This window comes from Methylobacterium sp. E-041 (genome assembly GCF_022829665.1).
Classification (GTDB): domain Bacteria; phylum Pseudomonadota; class Alphaproteobacteria; order Rhizobiales; family Beijerinckiaceae; genus Methylobacterium.
In genome coordinates this window covers 1-23731 of the sequence record NZ_JAKSYQ010000239.1, presented here as the reverse complement: position 1 = coordinate 23731, position 23731 = coordinate 1, and the positions used below count along the sequence as shown (strand labels likewise).

Below are 23731 nucleotides of genomic sequence, written 5' to 3'. Positions count from 1 at the left end.
CCTGGGGCCGCCGGGAGGCTGCGCGGCTGCTACTTGTCGAAGCTGTAATCGAGGTCGATGCCGTTCTTGCCGTCGTCGCTGGCCTTGAAGGTCATCTTCATGCGCGTCTCGGTCGTGCCCGTGTCCTGGGTCTCGTCCCATACCGAGGTGTAGCGGCAGGTCATCCGCTTGGCCTTGCGATCCTCGAAGACCGTCTCGGGCTCGACCAGCGCCTTGAGCCGGCGCTTGCCGTCCTTGAAGTCGGGGGCGCCGTTGACCGAGGCCATCAGATCCGTGCGCACCGCGTCCTGCGCGCAGAGCCCACCCGCAGGCGAGGGCGGAGCCGAGGGGACGGGCGCGGCCGGGGCCGCCGCCACCGTGAACGGCCGCTCGATCTGGGTCGTGCGGTCGCTGAACTTGTCGCGCAGCGTGAAGGCGAGGACGTACTCGCCCGGGTCGACGCCGGTGATGCCCAGGGTGACGTGGAAGGAGAACTTCGGGGAGCCGTCCAGCAGGGCGTCCTTCCCGGCGGTGAACTCCCGGTCGATCACGGCCTTCTGGCCGGCGAGGATCGCGCCGCCCCTGGTCTGCAGCGCGTAGTCGACGACCAAGCCGAACCGCACGTCGCCTCCGGCGACCGGCACCAGCGTCTCGCCGATCGGCTCCATGTAGGTAATGACCTTCTCGCTCGGCAGGAAGGGGCTCGCGGCGCGCGGGTCGGCGTCGCCGAAGCCGTCCGAGGGCCGCGTGACGAACAGCACGCGCCGGACCCCGAGGGTCTGGGTGGCGGCCGGCGCTGCGGCAGGGGGTGCTTGAGCGGGGGCTTGAGCGGGCGCTTGGGGCGCCGCCGCGGCGGCCCCCGGCGGCGGCTTGACCGCCTCGGGCGCGGTGGCTTCCGTCTTGCCCGTCCCGGCCTTGCCGGACGGGACGGCGGCACCGGACCAGAACCCGCCGCCTCCGCCGCCGGCCGGGACCGTCACGCTCTTCATGATCGCGTCCAGGGCGGTCCCGTTGGTCTGGCGGTCGTCCTCGGAGCCCCACACGGTCAGCAGGACCACCCGGTTCCGGCTCGCGTCGAGGGTGACGAAGTCGATGATCGCCTTGCCGTTCTTGTCCGTCGCCTGGTAGCGCTGCACCTGGCCCGGGGTGCCGTTGAAGTCGATGGTCTGCTCGGTCGGCTTGCCGACGAGCTTGACCTTGTTCTTGGTCAAGTAGGCCTTGCTGTCCTTGATCAGCGCGTCGAGGCGCGCCTTGCTGTCGGTGGCGATGTTGACCACGATGTCGCCGTCGACCGAGACGGAGGCGATCTCGGTCTCGTAGACGCTGGTGTCCCAGTCGTCCGGCATCGTCGCGGTGACGGCGGGTTCCTTCGCCGGCAGGACGATATCCTTGGCGCAAGCCGGCGCGGCCAGCCCGGCGAGCAGGGCGGCCCCCACGATCCATCGCTTCATCTGACGTCCCCCGGACCGGGCTCGATCATCGATCCCGGCAGGGTCCACTCATCCGGGCTGACGAAGGAACGGTCAAGGTTATGCCCGCCGGGTCCGCGGGTTTATGCTGTCGTTCTCGCAGCTTCGACCGCAGGGTGGCGAAGCATCGAGGATGTCGGCTTCGCGCCCCGAGGCCGTGCAGGGGTGAACGGGTTGCAAGCTTAACGGGTCCTTGACAACCTCTGGGTAGGTTCGACCACGCAAGCACGGGGCGTGGACGCGATGACGATCGGCGGCAAACTCATCGGACTGGTCGGCGCCTCCAGCCTCGTGACCCTCGTGGTCGCGGGCGTCGGGCTCGACACCCTGCGGACCTTCAACGCGTCGGTCGGGGCCGCGCGGAACGCCACCGAGAACGCGCTGTTCGCGGCCGAGCTCACCCGGCTCACCACCGACACCGCGCTCGAATCCCGCGGCATCTACGCCGCCGCCAGCACGCAGGCCGCGCGGACCTACGCCGGCGGCATCGTCCGCGATCTCTCGGCGATCGATGCGCTGCTGACCGAGTGGCTCCCGGCGGTGCCGGCGGAGGACCGGGCGCTGTTCGACCGCGTGGCGAAGGACGCCGCGGATTTCCGACGGCACCGCACCGAGACGGCCCGTCTCGGCACCGAGGTCTCGCCGAAGGCCGCCGCCGAGCAGGGCTTCACTGAGGAGAACCGCAACAACCGCATCGCCTTCCAGGCCGGGATCGAGGCCCTCGTGATGCGCAACCGCGACCGCATCGAGAGCCTGAACGCCGGTGCCGACGCGCTCTACACGGGGCGCCTGCGCCTGCTCCTGGCGCTGGCCTTCGGTGGCGCCCTCGGCGGCCTGCTCATCGGCGGGCTGTTCGGCCATCGCATGATCGCGAGGCCGCTGTGGGCCGTGTCGACCGCGATCCGCCGCCTCGCGGAGGGCGACCGCGACCTGCCGATGGTGAAGCCCTCGCGCGACGAGATCGGCGCGATCTGGGCGAGCATGCGCACCTTCGCCGACGCGATGGGCGAGGCGGACGCCCTGCGCCGCAGCCAGGCGCAGGCCGGCCTGGAAGCCGGCGCCGTCAAGCGCGCCGAGATGGACACCCTCGCCGACCGATTCCAGGGCAGCGTCGGCGGCCTCGTCGGCCACCTGGCCGCGTCCGCCGGGACGATGGAGGAGACGGCCCGCGCGATGGCGCGCAACGCCGAGCGCACCAGCCTGCAGTCGCAGGCCGTCATGGACGCCGCCGGCGCGGCCTCGATGAACGTCCAGGCGGTGGCGGCCGCCACCGAGGAGCTGGCCGCGACCGCCAACGAGATCGGCGCGCAGGTCTCGCAGACCTCGGTCGCCGCCGCCGGCGCCGTCGAGAACGCGCGACGCACCGAGCAGTCCGTGCAGCGGCTTGCCCGCAGTGCCGCCAGCATCGGCGAGGTCGTCTCGCTGATCTCGGGCATCGCCGGCCAGACCAACCTGCTGGCGCTCAACGCCACGATCGAGGCGGCGCGGGCCGGCGAGGCGGGACGCGGCTTCGCGGTGGTGGCCGCCGAGGTGAAGAGCCTCGCCGGCCAGACCGCGCTGGCGACCGACCGGATCACCGCCGAGATCGCCACGATCCGCGAGGCCACCGCCGACGCGGTGGCGGCGATCGAGGAGATCGGCGGCACCATCGGCTCGGTCCACGAGATCGCGATGGGCGTCTCCGCGGCGGTGGAGGAACAGCAGCTCGCCACCCAGGAGATCGCACGCAGCGTGAGCGACGCCGCCGAGGGCACCCGGGCGGTGAGCGAGACCATGGCCGAGGTCCAGGCCGCCGCCCTGCAGGCGGGCGCCGCCGCGGCGCAGGTGCTGGCCGCGGCCGGCGAGCTCGCGCGCCGCTCCGAGGGCCTCGGCGGCGAGGTCGCCGGCTTCGTCGGCGAGATCCGCGCCGCCTGACGCCGGCCGGGGGATCGCACGCCGGATCGGCCGCGCGTTCGGCCGCGCGTTCGACCCTGGTAAGCGTCCCGCTTCGCGCTTAGATCGGGGCGATGCGACGTCCCTCCCCGTGCCCGCCGGCCCTCCGGTGATCGACCCCGCGCTCCTGTCGCGCGCGGTCGCCCGCGGCATCCTCACCGCCGCGCAGGTGGAGGCCCTGGACCGGCTGGCCCGCGAGGAGGCGGTGCCAGTGCCCGAGCGCGTGGACGACGACGAGCGCCTGCGCTTCATCACCGGCTTCGCCGACATCTTCGTCACCCTCGGCATCGGCCTGTTCCTGGGCGCGGCCTGGCTCCTGGCCGGCGACACCCTCGGCGAGACGGACAGCCGGGTGCTCGTCGCGGCCCTGGCCTGGGCGCTCGCGGAGTTCTTTACCCGCCGCCGCAGGATGGCGCTGCCGAGCATCGCCCTGCTGGCGATCTTCGCGGTCGAGTCCTTCCTGGCGCTCACGTCGATGGCCGGCCTCGCGATCGGCTGGAGCAGCGCCCTGCCGGGACCGAGCGGATCGGGCGCGCCGGCACCGCTTCCCTATGCCGGGGCGGCGCTCGCGACCCTGGCGCTCTGCGCCCTGCATTACCGGCGCTTTGCCGTGCCGATCACCATCGCGGCGGGCGCAGCCGCGCTCGCCGGCACGCTGCTCGCGCTGGCCTTCGCCCTCGTCCCGACCCTCGATGCCGGCGCCTTCAGCGCGCTGCTGGTCACGGCGGGCCTCGCCGTCTTCGCCCTGGCGATGCGTTTCGACCTCGGCGACCGCCAGCGCCAGACCCGGCGCACGGACATCGCGTTCTGGCTGCACCTGCTCGCCGCCCCGCTGATCGTGCATCCGATGCTCGCCACGGTCCTCCGGAACGGCGAGGCGCCGTCGACGGTCTCGGCGATCCTGGTGCTCGGCGTCGTGCTGCTGCTGGCGCTGGTGGCGCTGGTCACCGACCGGCGCGCCATCCTCGTGGCCGGCCTGACCTATGCCGGGATCGCGTTCGGAACCCTGATCCGGGACGCCGGCTTCAGCAACCGGGCCGCTCCCTTGAGCTTCCTGGCGCTCGGCGCCTTCGTCCTGCTGCTCAGCGCCGGCTGGCACGCGATGCGGGGCGTCGTCCTGCGCGGCCTGCCCGCGCGCCTGGCAGACCAGCTGCCGCACCCGATCGGAGCCCGATGACCACGTTTTCCCCCCGCGAGATCGTCTCGGAACTCGACCGCTTCATCGTCGGCCAGCACGACGCCAAGCGCGCCGTCGCCATCGCGCTGCGCAACCGCTGGCGCCGGCAGCAGCTCACCGGGCCGCTGCGCGAGGAGGTTGCGCCGAAGAACATCCTGATGATCGGCCCGACCGGCTGCGGCAAGACCGAGATCGCCCGCCGGCTCGCGCGGCTCGCCGGCGCGCCGTTCCTCAAGATCGAGGCGACCAAGTTCACCGAGGTCGGCTATGTCGGCCGCGACGTCGAGCAGATCGTGCGCGACCTCGTCGAGGTGGCGATCGGGCTCGTGCGCGAGGAGAAGCGCAAGGCGGTCAAGGCCAAGGCGGAGGCGGCGGCCGAGAACCGCATCCTCGACGCCCTGGTCGGCCCGACCGCGAGCCAGTCGACGCGCGACAGCTTCCGCAAGAAGCTGCGGGACAGCCAGCTCGACGACAAGGAGGTCGAGATCGAGCTCGCCGGCAATCCGTCCTCCGGCCTGCCGATGTTCGAGATCCCCGGGATGCCGGGCGCCTCCATGGGCGCGGTCAACCTCGGCGACATGTTCGGCAAGGCGTTCGGCGCCGCCAAGGGCAAGCCGCGCCGGATGAGCGTGCGCGACGCCTACGCGCCCCTGCTCGCCGAGGAATCCGACAAGCTCGTCGACGACGACGCGCTGATCCGCGAGGCGATCCGCGAGGTCGAGGACAACGGCATCGTCTTCCTCGACGAGATCGACAAGATCTGCGCCCGCGAGGGGCGGTCCTCGGCCGACGTCTCCCGCGAGGGCGTGCAGCGCGACCTGCTGCCGCTGATCGAGGGCACGACGGTGACGACGAAGCACGGGCCGGTGAAGACCGACCACGTGCTGTTCATCGCCTCGGGCGCCTTCCACGTCTCGAAGCCCGCCGACCTGCTGCCGGAGCTGCAGGGACGCCTGCCGATCCGCGTCGAGCTGCAGCCGCTCACCGTCGAGGACTTCAAGCAGATCCTGACCTCCACCGAGGCGAGCCTGCTCAAGCAGACGGTGGCGCTGATGCAGACGGAAGGCGTGACGCTGGCCTTCTCGGACGACGCGGTGGACGCGCTGGCCCGCGTCGCGGTGGAGGTGAACGGCTCGGTCGAAAACATCGGCGCGCGGCGTCTCTCGACCGTGCTCGAGCGCGTCATCGACGAGGTCTCGTTCACCGCCACCGACCGCTCGGGCGAGACGGTGGCGATCGACGCGGCCTATGTCCGCGACCGGGTCGAGAGCCTGGCAGCCAACGCCGACCTCAGCCGGTTCATCCTGTAGCGCCGTGCGCGGCCTCGAACGGCCGGGCGCGTCGGCAACGCTCCTGCCCGTCGTTGCGCTCGTCGCCGGCATGGTCTCGCTCCAGAGCGGAGCGGCCCTGGCCAAAAGCCTGTTCCCGATCGTCGGCGCGGCCGGCGTGTCGAGCCTGCGCGTCGGCTTCTCGAGCCTGATCCTGCTCGCGGTGTGGCGGCCGTGGCGGCGGAGCCTGAGCTTACGCGAGGCCGGGATCATCGCGCTCTACGGCGCCGCGCTCGGGATGATGAACCTCACCTTCTACCTGGCGCTTCGCACGATCCCGCTCGGGCCCGCGGTGGCGATCGAGTTCCTCGGGCCGCTCGCGGTCGCGCTCTCGGCCTCGCGCCGAACCGCCGACTTCGCCTGGATCGGCCTCGCGGTGCTCGGGCTCGGGTTGCTGCTGCCGATGCGCGAGGCCGGCGGCCTGGACCCGGCGGGTGTGGCCTACGCCCTCGTCGCGGCTTTAGCCTGGGCGCTCTATATCGTGTTCGGGCAGCGCGCGGGCCGGGTCGACGGCGGGCAGGCGGTGTCGCTCGGCATGCTCGCGGCGGCCATCGTGGTAGCGCCGTTCGGCTTGGCGAGCTCCGGCGCGACCCTGCTCGATCCCGAGACGCTGGCGCTCGGCTTCGGGATCGCGGTGCTGTCGAGCGCGCTGCCGTACTCGCTGGAGATGGTGGCCCTGCGCCGGCTGACGCGGCAGGCCTTCGGGGTGATGATGAGCCTGGAGCCGGCGGTCGCGGCGCTCGCGGCGTTGATCCTGCTCGGCGAGCGCCTGTCCCTGCTGCAATGGCTGGCGATCGGCTGCGTCATCGCGACCTCCGCCGGCATCACCGCCGGTGGCCGGAAGGCGAGCGCGACAGAGCGGACCGCCTGACGAACGATCGGGAGTGCGTCTCCACCGTGACCGACGCGGGTGGTTCGTCCGCGGTCAGCCTTTCCACACCTGCCCCGGCCGCAACGCGAGGAAGCGCGCGCGCGGCTGCCCGGCCTGGTCCATCGCCGCGTCCAACGCCTCGGCCGGCTGCGCGATGCCCTCGTCGGTGAGCCGGAAGGTGCCCCAATGGTGGCCGAGCGCCTGGGTCGCCCCGAGCAGGTCGAGGGCGGCGACCGCGTCGGCCGGGTTCATGTGCTGCGCCTGCATGAACCAGCGCGGCTCGTAGGCGCCGATCGGCAGGGTCGCCAGCCGCGGCGGCCCGAAGCGGGCACGCACGTCCCGGAAGATCGCGCCGTCGCCGAAGCCGGTATCGCCGACATGGTAGTGGACGCCCCAGGGCGTGGTCAGCACGAAGGCGCACCACAGGGCCATGCGCCGGTCGTTCAGCCCGCGGGCCGACCAGTGGTAGGCCGGCGTCAGGTGGACGGCCACCCCGTCGCCGAGATCGACCGAGCCGCCCCAGTCGGCGGTCTCGACATGCATCGTGTCGTCGTAGCCGCGCAGGATCGTGTCGTTGCCGAGCGGCGCGACGACCAGCGGCTGGTGCGCCTGCCAGATCCGCGCGAGGCTCGGCCCGTCGAGATGGTCGTAGTGGTTGTGGGTGATCAGCACGGCGTCGATCGGCGGCAGGTCGGCCATGGCGATGCCGGGGGGGTTGACCCGCTTCGGGCCCGCGAAGCGCGTCGGGCTCGCGCGCGTGGCGAAGACCGGGTCGATCAGGATGTTGCGGCCGGCGACCTGCACCAGGTAGCTGGCATGCCCGATCAGCACGATGCGCAGGCCCGTGACGCGCTCCGGCGGACGGTCGGCCGGGAAGGGGCTCGGATAGGCCTTGGGCCACGCCGTTCCGCCGCGCTCGGCCTTCCAGCGGAGGATGTCGGCCAGGGCCTTGTCGGCGACCTGGCCGGGCGCGAAGAACCGCACCCCGTCGAAGTGGTCGCTTTCCGGCCCGCGGTAGTACGGGTTGCGCCCGCGCCTGTGCACGGCGTAGCCGACGCCGCCCAGGGTCATCACCGTGGCCGCGCTCGCGGCCGTGAGCAGGCTTCGCCGTTTCATGCCGTGATCACATGGCCGGCGGCGCCCCGGAATCAAGCGGATGCCGATGCCGGCCCGTCCGTCATCGAAAACTTGCGCGAACTTCGACTTGTGAACAGACGGCGGCCTCGCGCTGCGCTATGGCCTTGTTGCACCTGGGAAACGAACCGCCCCGCCATGGCCGTCACCGCCGCCACGTCCTTCGGCAGGAACCTCCTGCTGCGCGCCCTCCAGCCCGCCGACCGGGCGCTGATCGCGCCCTACGCCGAGCCGGCCGAGTTCGCGCGCGGCGACATCGTGTTCGAATCGGGCGATCCGGTCTCGCACGTCACCTTCCCGTGCGACCACACCGTGGTCACCCTGGCGATCACCATGCTCGACGGCCGCATGACCGAGACCGCGACGGTCGGCTGGGAGGGCGCGGTCGGCGGCGTGGTCAGCCAGGGCTACCTGCCGGCCTTCAGCCGCGCCGTGGTCCAGATCGGCGGCCCGGGGCTGCGCGTGGAGGCGGGGCGCCTTCAGGCGGCCAAGCACGCGTCGAGCACGCTGCGCAACCTGTTCACGCGCTACTCCGACTGCCTGATCGCCCAGCTCCTGCAATCGGTGGCCTGCAACGCCCTGCACCCGATCGAGCAGCGCGCCGCCAAGTGGCTGCTGACCCTGCACGACCGGCTCTCGACCGACGTGCTGCCGATCACCCAGGACGTGCTCGCCGAGATGCTCGGCGTCCGCCGCACCTACCTGTCCGGCGTCCTGCGCGGCCTGCACGACCGCGGGATGATCGCGGTGTCGCGCGGCCGCATCGCCATCCGCGACCGGGCGGCCCTGGAGCGGGCGGCCTGCGAGTGCCACGACCGGGTGCGCCGTCATTTCGAGGAGGTGCTCGGCGCGGTCTATCGCGACGACGGCACGCTGGTGGCCGTCGACCCGGCCGCGGCCGGCGGGTCCGCGGCCGGCCAGCCCTCGCAGGGAAGGGCGGCCTGAGCGCCATGACCGCCGCACCGACGCCGGACGACCCGCTGGACGACGCGCGTCTCGCCGCCCTCGACACCTACGACATCCTCGACACGCCCGCCGAGGCCGGCTTCGAGGACATCGTCCTGCTGGCCTCGCAGGCCTGCAAGACCCCGACCGCGCTCGTCAGCTTCGTCGCCAAGGACCGGCAATGGTTCAAGGCCCGCATCGGCTTCGACCCGTGCGAGACGCCGCTGTCGCAATCGGTCTGCGCGCACGCGCTGGGCCGGGACGGCATCCTGGTCATCCCCGACCTGACCCGCGATCCGCGGACCCGCGACAACGCCCTGGTCACGGGCGATCCGCAGATCCGGTTCTATGCCGGCGCGCCGCTGCACACGCAGGAGGGTTTCGCCCTCGGCACGCTCTGCGTCATCGACTCCGTCCCGCGCCCCGAAGGGCTGACCGACCGGCAGATGGCGACGCTCGCCGCCCTCGCGCGCCAGGTGATGGTCCAGCTCGAGCTGCGCCGGGCGATCGAGAACCGCGAGCAGGCGCTCGCCGCCCGCGCGCTGGCCGAGGAGCAGCTGCGGCTCGCGGTCGAAGCCACCGGCATCGGCATCTTCGACTTCGACCTCGCGAGCGGCGAGCTGCGCTGGGACGCGCGGGTGCGCGCCCTGTTCGGCGTGCCGGCCCGCGGCCCGGTCACCTACGCCGAGACCTATCTCGGCGGCCTGCACCCCGACGACCGGGAGCGCGCGGACGCGGCGGTCCGGGCGGCCATGGACCCGGCCGGCACCGGCGCGCTCGACATCGACTACCGGGTGATCGCGGCCGACACCGGCGCGCAGCGCTGGATCGCCGCCCGCGGGCGGGCGATCCTCGAGGACGGCGTTGCGGTCCGCTTCATCGGCACCGTCCGCGACATCACCGAGCACAAATCCGCCGACCTCGCCCTGAAGGCGACCGAGGAGCGCTATCGCCTGGCGGCGCGGGCCACCACCGACGCGATCTGGGACTGGGACCTCGTCGCGGACCAGGTCCGGTGGAACGAGGCGCTGATGCTGGCCCACGGCCATGACCTCGCCGACGTCGCGCCGCAGGGCGCCTGGTGGCTCGCCCAGATCCATCCGGAGGACCGCGACCGGATCGCCCACAGCATCCATGCGGCGATCGACGGCGCGACCGAGACCTGGACCGACGAGTACCGCTTCCGGCGGGGCGACGGCAGCTACGCCGCGGTGATCGACCGCGGCTACATCATCCGCGACGGCGCGGGCCGGGCGGTGCGGATGATCGGGGCGATGCTCGACATCACCCGGCGCAACGAGACCGAGCGCCGCCTGCGCCAGAACCAGGCGCAGCTCGACACCGTGCTCCAGACCATGCCGGTGGGCATCCTGCTGGCCGAGGCCCCGAGCGGCCGGATCGTGTTCGGCAACTCGCGCCTGGAGCGCATCCTCGGCCACGCCACCCTCTACGCCGAAGACCGTGCCGGCTACGGCGCCTACCGCGCCTTCCGCTCGGACGGGGCGCCGGTGGCGCCGGAGGACTACCCGCTCGCCCGCCTCACCGCGGGCGAGGTCGACCACGCCGAGCTGGAAGCGCACTACCAGCGGCCGGACGGGTCGCGCCGCTGGATCGAGATCGTCGGCGAGGCGGTGAAGGACCCGTCCGGCGCCACGATCGGCGCCGTGGTGGCGATCAGCGACATCGAGGACCGCAAGCGCGCCGCGGCGCAGCAGGACATCCTCCACCACGAGCTCGGCCATCGCCTGAAGAACACGCTGGCGCTGGTCCAGGCGATCGCGACGCAGACCCTGCGCAACGTCACCGATCTGGACGCGGCGCGCGAGGCCCTGTCGGCCCGTCTCGTGGCCATGGGCAAGGCGCACGACATCCTGCTCTCCGGCGAGAGCGAGAGCGCCGGGATGGAGGCGGTGCTCAGCGGCGCGCTGAGCATCCACGACGACGGCGGGCCGCAGCGGTTCCGGCTGTCCGGCCCCGACCTCGCGGTCGGCCCGAAGGCGGCGCTGTCGCTGGCGCTGATGGCGCACGAGCTCGCCACCAACGCGGTCAAGTACGGCGCGCTCTCGGTGCCGGGCGGCAGCGTGGCCCTGGGCTGGCACGTCGCGGGCGAGGGGCCCGGCGCGGCGATCCACCTGCTCTGGCGCGAGCAGGGCGGTCCGCCGGTGATCGAGCCGCGCCGCAAGGGTTTCGGCACCCGGCTGATCGAGCGCGGCCTCGTCGGCGCGATCGGCGGCGCGGTGGCGCTGGCCTACCCGGAAACCGGCGTCACCTGCACGGTCACGGCGCCGCTCAGCGGATTGATGGAAGCGTAGGGCGGATCGCCGCCGGGCACGCCGAGGCTCCGCTCAGCCCGGATCGTCCGCGGGCTTCGGGCCGGGCGGCGCGAAGAAATCCTCCGGTGGAGCGACGACGACGCGCCCGGCCGCCACGTCGAGCTCGGGAACGAAGGCCTTGGTGAAGGGCAGCAGCGCGGTGGCGCCACCCTGCGCGGGCTTGATCTCGAGGAGATCGCCGCCGCCGTAGTTCGGCACGGCGACGATGGTGCCGAGCACGGTGCCGGCGGCATCGATCGCCGGCAGCCCGACGAGGTCGGCGGTGAAGACCTCGTCCTCATCGGGGTCGCCGAGGCGCTCGCGGGGGACGTGGAGGAGGGTCCGGTTCAGCGCCTCCGCGCCGGTCCGGTCGGAGACGCCGCGCACCCGCGCGATCAGCAGGTCGGGCGAGGAGCCGGGCGCCGGGCGCACGCTCGTCAGCTCGAACGTCCGGCCGTCGGCCGCGACGAGGGGGCCGTAGCCGGCGATCGCCTGCGGGTCGCCGGTATAGGATTTCAGGCGGATCTCGCCGTTCAGCCCCTGCGCCCGCCCGAACTCGCCCATCACGACGAGGCTCGGATCGATCGCGGCGGGAGCCGGCTTCGCCGCGGGCGTGGGCCGCGGCGAGGTCTGAGTGCCGGGCGCGATGGCGCCGCGGCGCGCGCCGTCGCCGCGGGATGGGCCTGCGGGACGACGCATGCTGGCGCTCCTTAAGCGGCCGCGTCCTCGGCGGGCTTGGCGGCCTTCTCGGCGCGCTTGGCGGCGCGCTCCTTGGCCTTCTCGCCCGGCTCGGCCTTCTGCGGGTTGTTGCGGGTGGGGCGCTTGGCGAGGCCGGCGGCGTCGAGGAAGCGCAGGACGCGGTCGGTCGGCTGCGCGCCCTTGGCGAGCCACGCCGTGATCTTCTCGGCCTCGAGCACGATGCGGGCCGGGTCGTCCTTGGCCTTCATCGGGTCGTAGGCGCCGACCTTCTCGATGAAGCGGCCGTCGCGGGGCGCGCGGGCGTCGGCGACGACGATGCGGTAGTACGGGCGCTTCTTGGCGCCGCCACGGGTGAGGCGGATCTTGAGGGACATGTCTTCAGCTCCTGATTTGCTTCGATCGATCGGCGAATCGTGGGTAGTGAGTAGCGAACAGATGGCCGAAAGCCCCGTTCGCTATTCGCTACTCCCCATTCGCCCTACTTCTTCTTCCCGAACGGGAAGCCGCCGAGGCCCGGCATCTTCGGCGCGCCGAGACCCGGAAGGCCTGGCATCTTGCCGCCGCCCCCGAGGCCGGGGGGCATCGGCGGCAGCTTGCCGCCGAACTGCTTCTGCATCGCCTCGATCTGCTCCGGCGTCGGCTCGGGCATCCCCGGGGGAAGCCCGGGCATCCCGCCCATGCCGCCCGGCATCCCGCCGCCGCCGAGGCCGAACATCGAGCCCAGCGCCTGGCCGATGCCGCGCTTGCCTGAGCCCATCGCCTTCATCATGTCGGCCATGGTCCGGTGCATCTTCAGGAGCTTGTTCAGCTCCTCGACCTTGGTGCCCGAGCCGGCCGCGATGCGCTTCTTGCGGGAGTTCTTGAGGAGATCGGGGTTCTTGCGCTCCTGCGCCGTCATCGAGGAGATGATCGCGCGCTGGCGCTTGAACATCTTCTCGTCGAGGTTGGCGCCCTCGACCTGCTTCTTCATCGCGCCCATGCCGGGCAGCATGCCCATCAGGCCGCCGATGCCGCCCATCTTCTCCATCTGGGCGAGCTGCATCGACAGGTCGTCGAGGTCGAACTTGCCCTTGCGCATCTTCTCCGCGGTGCGGAGCGCCTGCTCGTGGTCGATGGTCTCGGCCGCCTTCTCGACGAGCGAGACGATGTCGCCCATGCCGAGGATGCGGTTGGCGACGCGGGAGGGGTGGAACTCCTCCAGCGCGTCGACCTTCTCGCCGGTGCCGACGAGCTTGATCGGCTTGCCGGTGACGGCGCGCATCGAGAGCGCCGCACCGCCGCGCGAATCGCCGTCCATGCGGGTGAGCACGATGCCGGTGACGCCGAGGCGCTGGTCGAAGGCGCGGGCGGTGTTGACCGCGTCCTGGCCGGTGAGCGCGTCGGCGACGAGCAGGACCTCGTGGGGTTTCGTCGCCGCCTTCACCTCGGCGGCTTCCTGCATCAGGGCCTCGTCGACCGTGGTGCGGCCGGCGGTGTCGAGCATCACCACGTCGAAGCCGCCGAGCCGGGCGGCATCCATCGCGCGCTTGGCGATCTGCACCGCCGACTGGCCGGCGACGATCGGCAGGCAGGCGACGCCGACCTGGCCAGCGAGGACGGCGAGCTGCTCCATCGCCGCCGGACGGCGGGTGTCGAGCGAGGCGAGCAGCACCTTGCGCTTCTCGCGGTCCGACAGGCGGCGGGCGATCTTGGCCGTCGTGGTGGTCTTGCCCGAGCCCTGCAGTCCGACCATCAGGATCGGCACGGGGGCGGGCGCGTTCAGGTCGATCACCGCGGCGTCGGTGCCGAGCATCGCCACGAGCTCGTCGTTGACGATCTTCACGACCATCTGGCCGGGCGTCACCGACTTCAGCACGACGGCGCCGACGGCCTTCTCGCGCACCGCGTCGGTGAAGCCGCGCACCACCTCGAGCGCCACGTCAGCCTCGAGCAGGGCGCGGCGGACCTCGCGCATCGCGGCGGTGACGTCGGCCTCGGTCAGCACACCCCGGCGGGTGAGGCCGGAGAGGATGCCGGACAGGCGGTCGGAAAGGCCCTCGAACATGGCGCTACTGGTCCAGCCCAGACGCGGCGGCGCGACGCGCCTGGAACGCATCCTCGAAGGCGCCGACCGCGCGGGCGAACTTGTCCCGGCAGTCTGGATTGCAGAAGCCAACCACGGCGCCGTTGTACAGCGTCAGCGAATCGGCCGCGATCGGCTTGCCCGACCAGGGGCAGACCTCGTTCACGGCATCCTCGATGCGCAGGGCGGCGGATGGGGTCATGGCGTGGGTCAAGGACGGCCTTCGTGAGGACGCTGCCGCCAACGCCGAGCACGCCCGAGGGCGCGGACGCGCTGTCGGGCGTTGACCTCCGGTCTCGGTGGACCGGTCGGCTTCGGAGTCGACGAAGAACGTCGGATGCGCCGGGCGATACGGAAGCTCACGCGAAAAGTCAATTTCGCGACGGATCTGCAGCGGTCCGTCGTCCCCGCCGACGGCCGGGCTCGCCTTTTCGCACGGTCCTCCCACCTTCGGAAGACCAAGGCGCCAAGGAGGAGACCCGCATGGCATACGTATCGGCCAAGATCGTGGAAGAGGGCAGGGCGGCCAAGAAGCAGGGCGCGCCGCTCTCGGCCGACCCCTACCCGGCCGGCTCGCAGGACAGCGCGGACTGGCTCGAAGGCTACACCTTCGACGAGCGCGAGCAGAACGTCGACCAGGAGAGCGACCAGGAGATCGAGAAGGGCGCGGGCTGAGGGGCAGGGCGGGATTCGGCCCACATTCCCGTGATCGGACGGCGAGACGGCGTTAACCTTTACCGATCGTTAAGCATGTTCGGCGCTGAATGGCCTCGATCGTTGAGGACATGCCGATGTCGGACCCCGCCCGCAACCTGCCACCCTACGAGTCCGGCGGACGCCCGGCCCCGGGCCCGCTGCGCGACTGGCTCGCCGCCATGAAGGCCCAGGCGCCCGCCGCCCAGGCCCCGGCACAGCCCCAAGTCGAGGCGCGCCATTCCGAGGCGCGCCCGGCGCCGCGCCCCGAGGCCCGCGCCGCCGAGCAGGCCTGGTCGCCCCGGATCGTGCAGCAGCCGGCCGAGGCCCCGCGCTCGAACTCGGACGCCGAGGACGTCTCGGAGCTGATGGCCGAGAACCTGATGCTGAAGGCCAAGCTTCGGCTCGAGGCCGACCGCCACGGCGAGCTGCAGACCCTGCTCGCCCAGGAGATCCGCGAGTTGCGCAACCACGTGCAGATCGAGATGAACGCCCTCCAGGAAATCCGCGCCGAGCGCGATCACTTCCGGGCGGAGCGCGATCAGATCCGCGACGAGCTCGACGCGATGCGCGAGGAGCGCGACCTCTGGCGCGCCCGCACCGAGGCGCTGGCGCAGCCGCTGTTCCAGAAGCGCTGAACCAGCTTCGCATCGGCACGGCGACGCGATCGCCGTGCCCCCGAAAAGCCGAAGGGCCGCCCGTGAGGGCGGCCCTTCCATTGCCGAACCGCGGTCCGGCCGAAACTGTCCCGAGTGTGCGGCTCGAGCGCCCTTAGAAGGAGGCGCCGGAGGCGACGGTCCAGGTCCGGTAAGCCGAAGACAGCGGCTGATGACAATGAGACACTGGATCACCTCCTTTCGTTCGTTGCTGGGACTCCGAAGGTAGGCGGTGGGACCCGCCCTGTGAAGCCCCTCGCCTGCGTTGTCTCGCCGCCCCCGCGGCCGCGCAGCCGGCGGGGCGTCAGGGGCGACTCGCGACGACGGTGGCGACGAGGTCCCGCAGGATCGTGGCCAGCTCGGCCTGCGCGGCGGGCGTCGCGAGGTTGTGGTTGGTGCCCGCGATGATCGCGACCGGCGCGCCGAGGCGCCGGGCGGCCCGCTCCGGCGTGCGGCCGACATGCCTGCGCAGGGCGGGGATCCCGGGATCGCCGACCGCGTAGACGAGGCGCAGAGGCGCGCCGCGCCGGCGCATCGCCGCGATCCGGCGCGCGACGCTGCCGCCCTCGGGCGCCGGACGGAACAGCGCCTTCCACCGGCGTTCGGCCATGCACAGGCCGCGGCGCAGGAGCACGCTGCCGATCGCCCGGACGCCGACCTCGCCCTTGAGCAGGCGGCGCCACGTGCTGCCGCGCCGGAGCAGGGCGGCATAGGTCGCGGCGCTTCCCACCGTCCGGCGCACGACGGCGTCGACGTCGTCGTCCGGGTGCCAGTCGAAGCAGTAGAGGTTGGCCAGCAGCGCGCCCGCGACCCGGCGGTCGCGCCACGCCGCCTGGAACGCCGCGTAGGCGCCGCTGCAATTGCCGACGAGGACGACCCGGCTCGCGCCCTGCGCCTCGAGGTGGTCCAGGGCGTGACGGAAATCGTCGAGGGTGTCGGCCGAGAACATCGGCGAGGCACCGCCCGGCCGATCCGCGCTGTCGCCGACCCCGGCCAGATCCATCCGCAGCGACGGCACGCCCTCGGCCGCGAGAACGCGGGCCATCCGCGTCGCCTGCCGGCCCCAGCCGGAATGCGCGCTGAGGCCGGCGGCGATGAACAGGACCGTCGGCGCCCCCGTCGACGGGCCGGTCGGCCGGGCGTGGATGCCGAACAGCCCCGGCCCGAACCGGGCCGCCTCCTCCCGCCAGCCGTCTCCGGCAAGATGGGCGGGCGCCGCGACGGCGCGCGCCGAATTCGGCCGGGGCAGGGCGCCTGCGGTCGCGAAGGCGACCACCTCGGCGAAGGCCGCCTCGGGTGCCTCCGAGAACAAAGGGTTGCCGACGAGCTGGGCGAGGCCGGGCAGGGCGCCCGCCGTCACCGCGGCGCCGAGCGCGGCGTAGCGCTTGGCGAGGGCGTCGGTCTCCGCGCCGAGGATCAGGATCTCGGGCGCCGGCCGGACCGTCGCCGAAGCGAGGTCGATCCGCGCAAGGTCGGCCGCGAGCTCCGGGCCGATCGGAAAGCCGCCGACCGAGAGGCGACCGGGCATCTCGGCCGGCGCGGTGCCGTCCGACAGCTGGTTCACCGCCGGGGCCCGCAGCTTCATCTCGCGCAGGTACCCGCGCCCGGTCCGGCACGGCGCCATCAGCACGAGCCGGTCGACGCCGCCCTCCTCGGCCACGAGCGCCGCCAGCGTCGCCCCGAGCCGCAGGCCGACGAGGACGACCTCCGTCACCCCCGGTTCCTCGCGCAGGAAGCGCACCGCCCTGCGGACCGCATCGCGCCACGCCGCCAGCGTCCCGGCGCCCGCATCCGCCGAATCGCCCTCGCCCGGATAGTCGAAGCGCAGGGTCGCGCAGCCGGTGGCGGCGATCCGTCCGGCCAGTGCCCGCCACGGGCGATGCGCCGAGAGCTGCTCGAAGCCGGTCGCACCGCACAGGATCACGCCGCGCCGGCCGATGCCCGGGCTGAACCATCCGAACAGGCCGTCGATCACGACCGGTTCCGCTTCGAGGGGCGACAGGCGCTGCGGCAAGGGAGCGTGCATCATCAAGGTTTTAGAACCTCACGATCTCGTTTGTGTTGACGGCCCGGACGATCCCGCGCGGACGGCCGTCCCCGACGAGGGCGATGCGCCGCCGCGTGCCGGGCGCGAGATGGAAGCCGTCGTCGGCGGGACGCGCGTCCGTCTCGGTCTCGATCCGCACGCAGAGCGCGAAGCGGTCCGCCGCGACCCGGAGGACGGGACCGGCCGCGCCGGCCTCGATCGCGGCGGCGAGCCCGATCGGGCGCGGTGCCGGATCGCGCCCTTGCGGGAAGTGGAAGCTCTCGGCGAGGACGCCGTCGCGGTCCGGGCCGATCAGGCTCGCATGGGCGAGGCTGTGCGCGGGGGGGCCGAAGCGGTAGCTTCCGGTGGCATCGAAGAACCGCCCGAGCAGCGTCGCGCTCGACCAGGTTCCCGAGCTGCGCGGATCGCACGCGATCGCGCGCTCGGCCTGCTGCACCACGCGCCCCTCGGCATCGCTGAAGACGAGCCGCAACGTTGCGGACAGCGGCGTGGCCGCGTCGTTGTGGACGTGGAGGTGCAGGCCGTTCAGGCCCTCGTCCGAGATCGTCAGCTGGATGGGCCGGAAGGCGCGCTTGAGGGCGTACCACGCCGATTTCGGGCGGCCGGCCGCATCGACGACGCCCCATCCGAGCCCGGGGGCGAGGTCGCGGAAGTTCCACACGAGCCCGCCGGCGGTGGGCGAGCGCGCCCGGCGCCACTCGCCGAACACCGCCTCCATCACCTCGGCGCTCGTCGCGCGGGCGAGCGCGCGGTAGCGGTCCGGGTCGTCGCGACGCAGGGTCTCGGGGTCGAGCCCGAACAGCGTCCGGAGATAGTGGTCGCGGACCTGCTCGAAATCCCAATCCGCGCCGCGGTCGCGCGGGATCGCCGCGGCCCAGGCCGGGCCGGCGGGGTCCAGGAGGTCAGCCTCCCGCAGCGTCGCGTCCTCGGGCACGTTGGCGAAGGCCAGGCATTCCGAGGCGAAGCCGACCTCGGCGCGGCGCGCATCCTCCAGCGGCCGGCGGTAGGCGCCGACGCCGTAATAGTGGGCGAGCCCGGCCTCGGTCGAGAACGGCAGGTCCCCGCCGAAGGGCGAGTTCGGCACCACCACGAGGTCCGGCCGCAGGCGGGCGACGCGGGCGGCGAGGACGTCCTCGGCGAGGCCCCTGGTCCAGGCGTCTCGGGGGAACCCGAGCATCGCCGCCTGCTGCGCGACCTCGCTGCCGCCGCACAGGACGCAGAGCGAGGGCGAGGCCTGGGTGCGGTCGAGGAAGCCGTCGATCTCGGCGAGCAGCAGCTCCCGAAAGGCCGGATCGTCGACGGGATAGTCGAAGTTGGCGAGCATCAGGTCCTGGAAGACCAGGATGCCGAGCTCGTCGCACAGGTCGTGGAAGGCGTCGGATTCGTAGAGCGTGATGCCGGAGACCCGCAGCATGTTCATGCCGGCCTCGTGCGCGAGCGCCAGCAGCGGGCGGCACGCCTCGGCCGAATGGCCGACGAGGTCGGCCGGCGTCCAGCACGCGCCGCGGCAGAACACCGGCACGCCGTTGATCGTCAGGCTCAGGCCCTCGGCGAACGGCCGTTCCAGCGCGATCGTGCGGAAGCCGACGCGACCGAGCGCCAGCACATGGCCGTCGATCTCGGCCTCGACCGCGTGGAGCCGCGGCTCGCCGTGGGTGTGCGGCCACCACAAGGCGACCTCGGGAATCAGCACCTCGCCGGCGAAGCCGCCCGCCGCGTCGGCCTCGATCACCGCCTCTGCCCCGGCGCAGCGGAGCGTCAGCCGGGAGCCTCCGGCATCGGCGAGGGCGAGGCGGAGGCGCAGGCGGCCGGTGCCGCCGTCGAGCGCGGCGCGCAGGTCGACCGACAGCACGTGCGGACGCCCGGGACCGATCGCGGTCCGGGTGACGGGCCGGTACGGGCCGACCGTGTCGATCGGCGGGCACCAGCCGGGCATGAAGCCGAGCAGGCTGGTGCGGACGTGGCGCAGCGCTCCGGGCGTCGCCAGGCGAGGGCGCCAGCGCCCGCGCCGGTTGGGCCGGGCGAGCTCGGCCTGCAGGGCGCGGAAGCACAGGGCGAGCTCGACCGTGCCCGTCCCCTCGACCGCGATGGCGTGGGCGAGGAACATCGAGCGCGTCTCGAGGCGGAGCACGCCGTCGACCCAGATCTCGGCGAGCGTCGCCAGCCCCTCGAAGCGGAGGGATTCGCGGCCCTGCAGGGTCAGCGCGGTGCGGTACCAGACGTCCGCCCCGTGGAGCGGCGTCGGCTCGGCCTCCGACCAGAGGCCGGCCGCACGGAGCGCGGCGGCCGCGGTGCCGGGGACCTCCGCCGGGATCCAGCCCGGCAGGCTCGCCGCCTCGCCCGGCCCGGCGCAGGCACCGGGCGCCGTCACCACGAGGGACCACGGCCCTTCGATCGTGCGGGCCGGGATGCCGTCGACGGCGTGGAGGCGGGCCACGGCGCCGTCCCTCAGCGCAGGGCGCGGTCGAGGGCGGAGAAGACCGCGTCGTAGCTCGCGGCGGGGCGCTCGAGCGCGGCCGCCAGCGGCGCGGCGTTGCGCCGGCCGAAGGCGCGGGCGAGCTGGAACTGGAACGCCTTGGTCTCCTGTGCCAGCCGCGTCGCCGCCTCCGCCGCGGTGGCGAGATCGGCCAGCCCCGCGGCGTCGAGCCAGGCGAGGTGGCTGCCGAGAAGCTCGAAGTTGGCCCCGAGCTGGCGTGTGGTGTTGAAGGCGTAGCGGTGGAAGACCGAGAGCGGCCGCAGCACGAGGGCCTCGCCGGTCTGCTCCAGCGCCGCCTGGAAGGCGCGCACGGGGTTCGTCCGCGGGGCGCGGGTGCGATGCCCGCACAGCAGCGTGCGGGCCGCCGCCCGCAGCGCGCGGGGCGGCAGGGGCGGGGCGACCACCTTCACGAACTCGGCGTAGGGCGCCAGCAGGGCAGGCGCGAAGATGCCGTCGTAGTCGTCGGCGGCGAGCTGGAAGCGGCCGGCATTGTGCAGGTAGTCGAGGGTGCGCCGCCGCGGGTCGAGCCCGAGGATCGCGATCGTCGTCTTGGCGTGCTCGCGCCCGTAGGTGGTGCCGGCGGTGTCGGGCAGGTGGATCGCGTCGACCTCGACGAGCACCGGGCAGCCGCGGGCGACCTGGACGCTCGCGTGGCGCTCGAGCCCGTCGTAGACGGCGAGCTCCTCCAGGCGCAGGCCGTAGAGCGCCTCGATGTCGGCCATCGCCGGCTTGAAGAAGGTGAACTGGTCACCCTCGAAATCCTGGCGCAGGGTGAAGCCGAGCATCCCCTCCGGTTCGAGCCCGCGGGCGTGCAGCAGCTCGATCCAGAGGTCGACGTAGCAGTTCGTCTCCGGCCAGGCGCGGGCCGGGGCGTGGAGCGGGTGGGGCGCCGGCTCGGGGGCGGCGTCCGGGGCACGGGCGAGGGCGAGGGCGGCCGGCACCGTCCTAGCCCCAGAGCTGCGTGCGCACGTCCGCCGGCCAGGCGGCGAGGTCGAGGCCGTGGTGGCGCAGCAGCGCGAGCGTGATCCGCTCCAGGCCGAACCCGACGCAGGCGGTGTGGGCGACGGCGCCGTCCGCCTGGCCGATCTCCCAGGTGCTGCCGAAGTGGTCCTGGTGGTAGTTGAAGCTCAGGCAGGCGGTCGGTGGGGCCTCGCTGTTGACCGGCACGTTGAGCTCGAACTTGAGCCCCTGCATGCGCTGGTTGTTGGCGAGCATCCGCCCGGCGCGGCCGAAGAACGGGTCGTTGGCCGGGTCGACCGCCAGGGGCAGGCCGAGGGCGCGCATCATCGCGGTGCCGCGCTCCAGCCAGACCTCGCGGAAGGCCAGCACCTGCTCGGGGCTGCCCATGCGCACGTACTCGCGCATGCGGAACATCTGCATCCGGGTCGGCTCGACCGAGGGCTCGTGGCGGAAGCAGTAGGATTGCAGGTCGAACAGCAGGCCGCCGGCCGGCAGGGGACCGCGCGCGGCGGCGACCGGGTAGAGCGGGTAGCAGGCGGCCGGCGTCAGCACGATGTCGGTGCAGGCCTGGTCCTGGGTCCAGTCCCGCCCCGCCTCGACGCAGGCGAGGAGGCGCGCGTGGGCGGCCTCGTCGCCGCAGAAGCTGTGCACGCTGCCGGCGAGGTTGGGGAAGCCCTTGAGGTAGCCGCTGCGCTCGAAGGCCGGGCGGCTCATGCCCGGCGGGAAGCGCATCCGCTCGGCGCCGTCGGCCGCGCCGAGGCGCGAGACGAGGGCGTCGAGCGCCTCGACCACGCTCTCGAAGTCGCCGCCGCGCCCGTACAGCCCGTCGATCCCGGTGCGCACCAGGTGGCCGCGGTCGAACAGGCGGTCGAGGAACGAGCGCGGTTCCGCCGCATCCGCCTGGGACGGGCTCGTCTCGAGCGGCGCGGCGAGGGTCGGGGTGGCCAAGCTGTCCATCACGCGCTCAGGAATTGGCCGTTGCCCTTCTGCACCAGCAGAAGGTTGGCGGTGTTGCTGTGGATACGGTCGTTGCTGATCATCAGCGGCGCCGACATCACGTCGCGCAGCGCCCGGCCGAGGCTGAACGGGGTTCCGTTCTTGTAGCCGGCGATGCCGACGATCCCCAGCGCCAGCTGGACGATGGCGACGGCCGCGGTCGAGGCGGTGGTCTTCACGTTGTTCAGGGCCACCGCGAAGCCGATCGAGCCGAGCAGATCGGGCGCGCCCTGGGCTTCCGCGTAGTGGCGCAGCCCGCCCTGGATGGTCCCCTTCATCGCCTGCAGCGCGCTCGTCGCCTCGGCGAGACGCAGGGCGCCCGGCGGCACCGTGCCCGGCCGGCGGCGGGCCTCGGCCTGGACGAAGGTCCGCGCCCGGTCGACCGCATGGCTCGCGATCCCGAACCAGACGCTGCTCCACAGCAGGTGCGAGGAGGCCAGCATCGACTGGGCCGCGATCTCGGCGAAGGGCTTCGGCAGGATCTGGGCGATCGGCACGTCGCGGGCGGCGAGCAGGAAGCCGTCGCTGCAGGTGCCGCGCATGCCGAGCGTGTCCCAGCGGCTGGTCCGCTCCAGGGTGATCTGGTCGGCCGTCAGCGCGACGAGGACCTGGTCGGAGGAGGCGGCGTCCGGATGGCGCCGGCCGGTGGCGAGGATCACGTCGGCGTGGGCGCCGTAGGAGATCACGGTGGCGTCCTTGCGGAAGGCGAACGCGTCGCCCTCGGCCTCGACCGCGCAGAGGCTGTTGCGCAGGTCGCCGCCGATGCCGCCCTCGGTGGTCGCCGAGGCGACGAGCAGCTGCCGCTCCGCCACCCGCTGCATCAGCGCGCGGTGCCAGGCGCTCTCCCCGCCATGGGTGACGAGGCTCGCGACCTTGATCTGGTGCATCGCGAACACCATCCCGGTCGCGGCGCAGGCCTGCCCCAGGCCGAAGCAGGCCTCGGCCAGCCGGCTCATGTCGGCCCCCTCGCCGCCGAACGCCTCCGGGATCTGGATCCCGAGGAGCCGCTCCTCGCGGAGCGCGGCGACGGCTTCCGCGGGGAAGCGCCCCTCGCGATCGACGGCGTCCGCATGGAGCGCGGCGACCTGCGCGACCCGGCGGATGCGCTCCGCGAAGGTCGGCGGGGCGAGAACCGGTTCGGGGGGCACCCGCTTGGCGAGCGCGCTCATGCGTCCACCGGCTGGGCGATCGTCGCGACGGTGCTGCGGATCGCGCGGATCGTCGCGAACGACGCCCGGTTCAAGAGATGATCGGGGAACTCGATGTTGAACCGCTCCTCGAGCGCGAGCATCAGCTGCACGGACCCGAAGGAGCACAGGCCCTTGTCGAACAGATCGTCGTCGTCCGAGAGCCGGTCGACTTGCCCGGACAGGGACTCGATTCCACCGAGCGTTTCGCGAATGTCGTGAGAGGAAATCATTGCACGCAACACCATCTGATCCATCGCGAACCTGAAGCCTTGGACTGTCGTCGTCAATTCTTACTCTTCAATAAAGTTAACTTAATAATCGGTGAATTCTAAAGCTTTGATGTCTATCGCGCTGGAAGTCGGTATTCGCTCCTTCGCACCGCGAGACAGGATTCGCCGGAGGCGAAGGGCGATGCGCGAAGCCGCGATCGAAAGCACGCCGCAGATCGAATTGACGACATTGCGCACAATCCATGTGCGAAGTGCCGGCAGGATCTGTGTTTCGACGGCTTCCGTGGTCGGTTGCGCGGGCCAGATCGCTACATCCGTATGCAAGCTGGCTAAAGGTCACTCGATTCGTTGCCGTGATGCAACAGCGGCGTCGCACGAGGTCTTCGGGGAGGATTCGACATTGCTCGGGTGGACCGGTTCGCACACAGTGCTCGGGCACTGGGGGCATCGCAAAAGCGGGCCCGATGAGCCCGCACCAAAAAGCGGGCCGCAAAACAAGGTGTGACGCGATCGGCCCCGGCCCCGCGACCACACGATCCTCGGGTCTCGAAGCTTTTGGAGATATCTATGACGCT

21 protein-coding genes are annotated in these 23731 nt (G+C 72.6%); 9 read left to right on the top strand and 12 right to left on the bottom strand.

The features are described 5' to 3' along the window. Positions 1 to 29: 29 nt before the first annotated feature. Complete coding sequence (locus tag MKK70_RS22420) at positions 30 to 1430, bottom strand: hypothetical protein (RefSeq protein ID WP_243950004.1); 1401 nt, start codon at positions 1428 to 1430, stop codon at positions 30 to 32. Positions 1431 to 1691: 261 nt separating this feature from the next. On the opposite strand from MKK70_RS22420, the gene MKK70_RS22415 reads away from it, so the two are divergent. The 4 genes from MKK70_RS22415 to MKK70_RS22400 all read left to right on the top strand — a co-directional run bounded on the left by MKK70_RS22415 (position 1692) and on the right by MKK70_RS22400 (position 6756). After that, a complete protein-coding gene (locus tag MKK70_RS22415; RefSeq protein ID WP_243950050.1) occupies positions 1692 to 3362 on the top strand; it encodes a methyl-accepting chemotaxis protein in 1671 nt (556 codons plus the stop codon). Between the two features lie 109 nt (positions 3363 to 3471). Then, positions 3472 to 4557, top strand: a complete 1086-nt coding sequence (locus MKK70_RS22410; RefSeq protein WP_243950003.1) for a hypothetical protein — start codon at positions 3472 to 3474, stop codon at positions 4555 to 4557. Further along, complete coding sequence (gene hslU, locus MKK70_RS22405) at positions 4554 to 5867, top strand: ATP-dependent protease ATPase subunit HslU (RefSeq protein WP_243950002.1); 1314 nt, start codon at positions 4554 to 4556, stop codon at positions 5865 to 5867. The genes MKK70_RS22410 and hslU overlap by 4 nt, the downstream gene beginning before the upstream one ends. A 4-nt stretch (positions 5868 to 5871) precedes the next feature. Continuing rightward, positions 5872 to 6756 (top strand): EamA family transporter, encoded by an 885-nt coding sequence (locus tag MKK70_RS22400; protein ID WP_409568312.1) that lies wholly within the window; start codon positions 5872 to 5874, stop codon positions 6754 to 6756. 54 nt (positions 6757 to 6810) lie between these two features. Here MKK70_RS22400 and MKK70_RS22395 read toward each other — a convergent pair whose 3' ends face one another. Continuing rightward, a complete protein-coding gene (locus MKK70_RS22395) occupies positions 6811 to 7872 on the bottom strand; it encodes an MBL fold metallo-hydrolase (protein ID WP_147843260.1) in 1062 nt (353 codons plus the stop codon). A 156-nt stretch (positions 7873 to 8028) separates the two neighbouring features. On the opposite strand from MKK70_RS22395, the gene MKK70_RS22390 reads away from it, so the two are divergent. Both MKK70_RS22390 and MKK70_RS22385 read left to right on the top strand, forming a co-directional pair. Continuing rightward, positions 8029 to 8835, top strand: coding sequence for a Crp/Fnr family transcriptional regulator (locus tag MKK70_RS22390; protein WP_147727551.1), 807 nt, complete (start codon positions 8029 to 8031; stop codon positions 8833 to 8835). Between the two features lie 5 nt (positions 8836 to 8840). Then, positions 8841 to 11147, top strand: a complete 2307-nt coding sequence (locus MKK70_RS22385; protein ID WP_243950001.1) for a PAS domain-containing protein — start codon at positions 8841 to 8843, stop codon at positions 11145 to 11147. 33 nt (positions 11148 to 11180) lie between these two features. On the opposite strand, the gene rimM is transcribed toward MKK70_RS22385, so the two are convergent. From rimM to MKK70_RS22365, 4 genes are all read right to left on the bottom strand, one after another. Beyond that, positions 11181 to 11846 carry a ribosome maturation factor RimM gene (gene rimM, locus MKK70_RS22380; RefSeq protein WP_243950000.1) on the bottom strand — a complete coding sequence of 222 codons (666 nt, stop codon included), beginning with the start codon at positions 11844 to 11846 and terminating at the stop codon, positions 11181 to 11183. 11 nt (positions 11847 to 11857) lie between these two features. After that, a complete protein-coding gene (gene rpsP, locus MKK70_RS22375) occupies positions 11858 to 12220 on the bottom strand; it encodes a 30S ribosomal protein S16 (RefSeq protein ID WP_147728730.1) in 363 nt (120 codons plus the stop codon). A gap of 104 nt (positions 12221 to 12324) precedes the next feature. Beyond that, the gene (gene ffh / locus MKK70_RS22370) at positions 12325 to 13890 is read right to left on the bottom strand and encodes a signal recognition particle protein (RefSeq protein ID WP_243949999.1); all 1566 of its coding nucleotides are present in this window, start codon (positions 13888 to 13890) and stop codon (positions 12325 to 12327) included. A 4-nt stretch (positions 13891 to 13894) separates the two neighbouring features. Next, a complete protein-coding gene (locus MKK70_RS22365; RefSeq protein ID WP_147844508.1) occupies positions 13895 to 14110 on the bottom strand; it encodes a glutathione S-transferase in 216 nt (71 codons plus the stop codon). 281 nt (positions 14111 to 14391) lie between these two features. On the opposite strand from MKK70_RS22365, the gene MKK70_RS22360 reads away from it, so the two are divergent. Together MKK70_RS22360 and MKK70_RS22355 are read left to right on the top strand one after the other, a co-directional pair. Next, positions 14392 to 14583 (top strand): hypothetical protein, encoded by a 192-nt coding sequence (locus tag MKK70_RS22360; RefSeq protein ID WP_243933742.1) that lies wholly within the window; start codon positions 14392 to 14394, stop codon positions 14581 to 14583. Positions 14584 to 14699: 116 nt separating this feature from the next. Beyond that, positions 14700 to 15239, top strand: coding sequence for an ATPase (locus tag MKK70_RS22355; protein ID WP_243949998.1), 540 nt, complete (start codon positions 14700 to 14702; stop codon positions 15237 to 15239). A 322-nt stretch (positions 15240 to 15561) separates the two neighbouring features. Here MKK70_RS22355 and MKK70_RS22350 read toward each other — a convergent pair whose 3' ends face one another. Genes MKK70_RS22350 through MKK70_RS22325 form a run of 6 tightly spaced genes read right to left on the bottom strand, consistent with a single transcriptional unit; the run spans position 15562 to position 23171 of the window. Then, a complete protein-coding gene (locus MKK70_RS22350; protein ID WP_243949996.1) occupies positions 15562 to 17286 on the bottom strand; it encodes a thioesterase in 1725 nt (574 codons plus the stop codon). A 7-nt stretch (positions 17287 to 17293) separates the two neighbouring features. After that, entirely contained in the window at positions 17294 to 19741 is a 2448-nt protein-coding gene (locus MKK70_RS22345; RefSeq protein ID WP_243949995.1) for a glycoside hydrolase family 2 protein, read from the bottom strand. Positions 19742 to 19752: 11 nt separating this feature from the next. Further along, complete coding sequence (locus tag MKK70_RS22340; RefSeq protein WP_243949993.1) at positions 19753 to 20721, bottom strand: DUF1839 family protein; 969 nt, start codon at positions 20719 to 20721, stop codon at positions 19753 to 19755. A gap of 4 nt (positions 20722 to 20725) precedes the next feature. After that, positions 20726 to 21697 (bottom strand): amino acid--[acyl-carrier-protein] ligase, encoded by a 972-nt coding sequence (locus MKK70_RS22335; RefSeq protein ID WP_243949991.1) that lies wholly within the window; start codon positions 21695 to 21697, stop codon positions 20726 to 20728. Beyond that, entirely contained in the window at positions 21697 to 22905 is a 1209-nt protein-coding gene (locus tag MKK70_RS22330) for an acyl-CoA dehydrogenase family protein (protein ID WP_243936699.1), read from the bottom strand. The genes MKK70_RS22335 and MKK70_RS22330 overlap by 1 nt, the downstream gene beginning before the upstream one ends. Continuing rightward, positions 22902 to 23171, bottom strand: a complete 270-nt coding sequence (locus MKK70_RS22325; protein ID WP_409567138.1) for an acyl carrier protein — start codon at positions 23169 to 23171, stop codon at positions 22902 to 22904. The genes MKK70_RS22330 and MKK70_RS22325 overlap by 4 nt, the downstream gene beginning before the upstream one ends. A gap of 166 nt (positions 23172 to 23337) precedes the next feature. On the opposite strand from MKK70_RS22325, the gene MKK70_RS22320 reads away from it, so the two are divergent. Then, complete coding sequence (locus tag MKK70_RS22320; protein ID WP_243949989.1) at positions 23338 to 23661, top strand: hypothetical protein; 324 nt, start codon at positions 23338 to 23340, stop codon at positions 23659 to 23661. Positions 23662 to 23731: the final 70 nt, after the last annotated feature.

Bases quoted from the DNA above. Each gene is read 5' to 3' on its own strand.
- MKK70_RS22355 (WP_243949998.1), top strand. From the start codon at position 14,700: ATGTCGGACCCCGCCCGCAACCTGCCACCCTACGAGTCCGGCGGACGC.
- MKK70_RS22360 (WP_243933742.1), top strand. From the start codon at position 14,392: ATGGCATACGTATCGGCCAAGATCGTGGAAGAGGGCAGGGCGGCCAAG.
- MKK70_RS22385 (WP_243950001.1), top strand. From the start codon at position 8,841: ATGACCGCCGCACCGACGCCGGACGACCCGCTGGACGACGCGCGTCTC.
- MKK70_RS22415 (WP_243950050.1), top strand. From the start codon at position 1,692: ATGACGATCGGCGGCAAACTCATCGGACTGGTCGGCGCCTCCAGCCTC.
- rpsP (WP_147728730.1), bottom strand. From the start codon at position 12,220: ATGTCCCTCAAGATCCGCCTCACCCGTGGCGGCGCCAAGAAGCGCCCG.
- rimM (WP_243950000.1), bottom strand. From the start codon at position 11,846: ATGCGTCGTCCCGCAGGCCCATCCCGCGGCGACGGCGCGCGCCGCGGC.
- hslU (WP_243950002.1), top strand. From the start codon at position 4,554: ATGACCACGTTTTCCCCCCGCGAGATCGTCTCGGAACTCGACCGCTTC.
- MKK70_RS22325 (WP_409567138.1), bottom strand. From the start codon at position 23,171: ATGGTGTTGCGTGCAATGATTTCCTCTCACGACATTCGCGAAACGCTC.
- MKK70_RS22335 (WP_243949991.1), bottom strand. From the start codon at position 21,697: ATGGACAGCTTGGCCACCCCGACCCTCGCCGCGCCGCTCGAGACGAGC.
- MKK70_RS22390 (WP_147727551.1), top strand. From the start codon at position 8,029: ATGGCCGTCACCGCCGCCACGTCCTTCGGCAGGAACCTCCTGCTGCGC.
- ffh (WP_243949999.1), bottom strand. From the start codon at position 13,890: ATGTTCGAGGGCCTTTCCGACCGCCTGTCCGGCATCCTCTCCGGCCTC.
- MKK70_RS22395 (WP_147843260.1), bottom strand. From the start codon at position 7,872: ATGAAACGGCGAAGCCTGCTCACGGCCGCGAGCGCGGCCACGGTGATG.
- MKK70_RS22320 (WP_243949989.1), top strand. From the start codon at position 23,338: ATGCGCGAAGCCGCGATCGAAAGCACGCCGCAGATCGAATTGACGACA.
- MKK70_RS22350 (WP_243949996.1), bottom strand. From the start codon at position 17,286: ATGATGCACGCTCCCTTGCCGCAGCGCCTGTCGCCCCTCGAAGCGGAA.
- MKK70_RS22365 (WP_147844508.1), bottom strand. From the start codon at position 14,110: ATGACCCCATCCGCCGCCCTGCGCATCGAGGATGCCGTGAACGAGGTC.
- MKK70_RS22420 (WP_243950004.1), bottom strand. From the start codon at position 1,430: ATGAAGCGATGGATCGTGGGGGCCGCCCTGCTCGCCGGGCTGGCCGCG.
- MKK70_RS22330 (WP_243936699.1), bottom strand. From the start codon at position 22,905: ATGAGCGCGCTCGCCAAGCGGGTGCCCCCCGAACCGGTTCTCGCCCCG.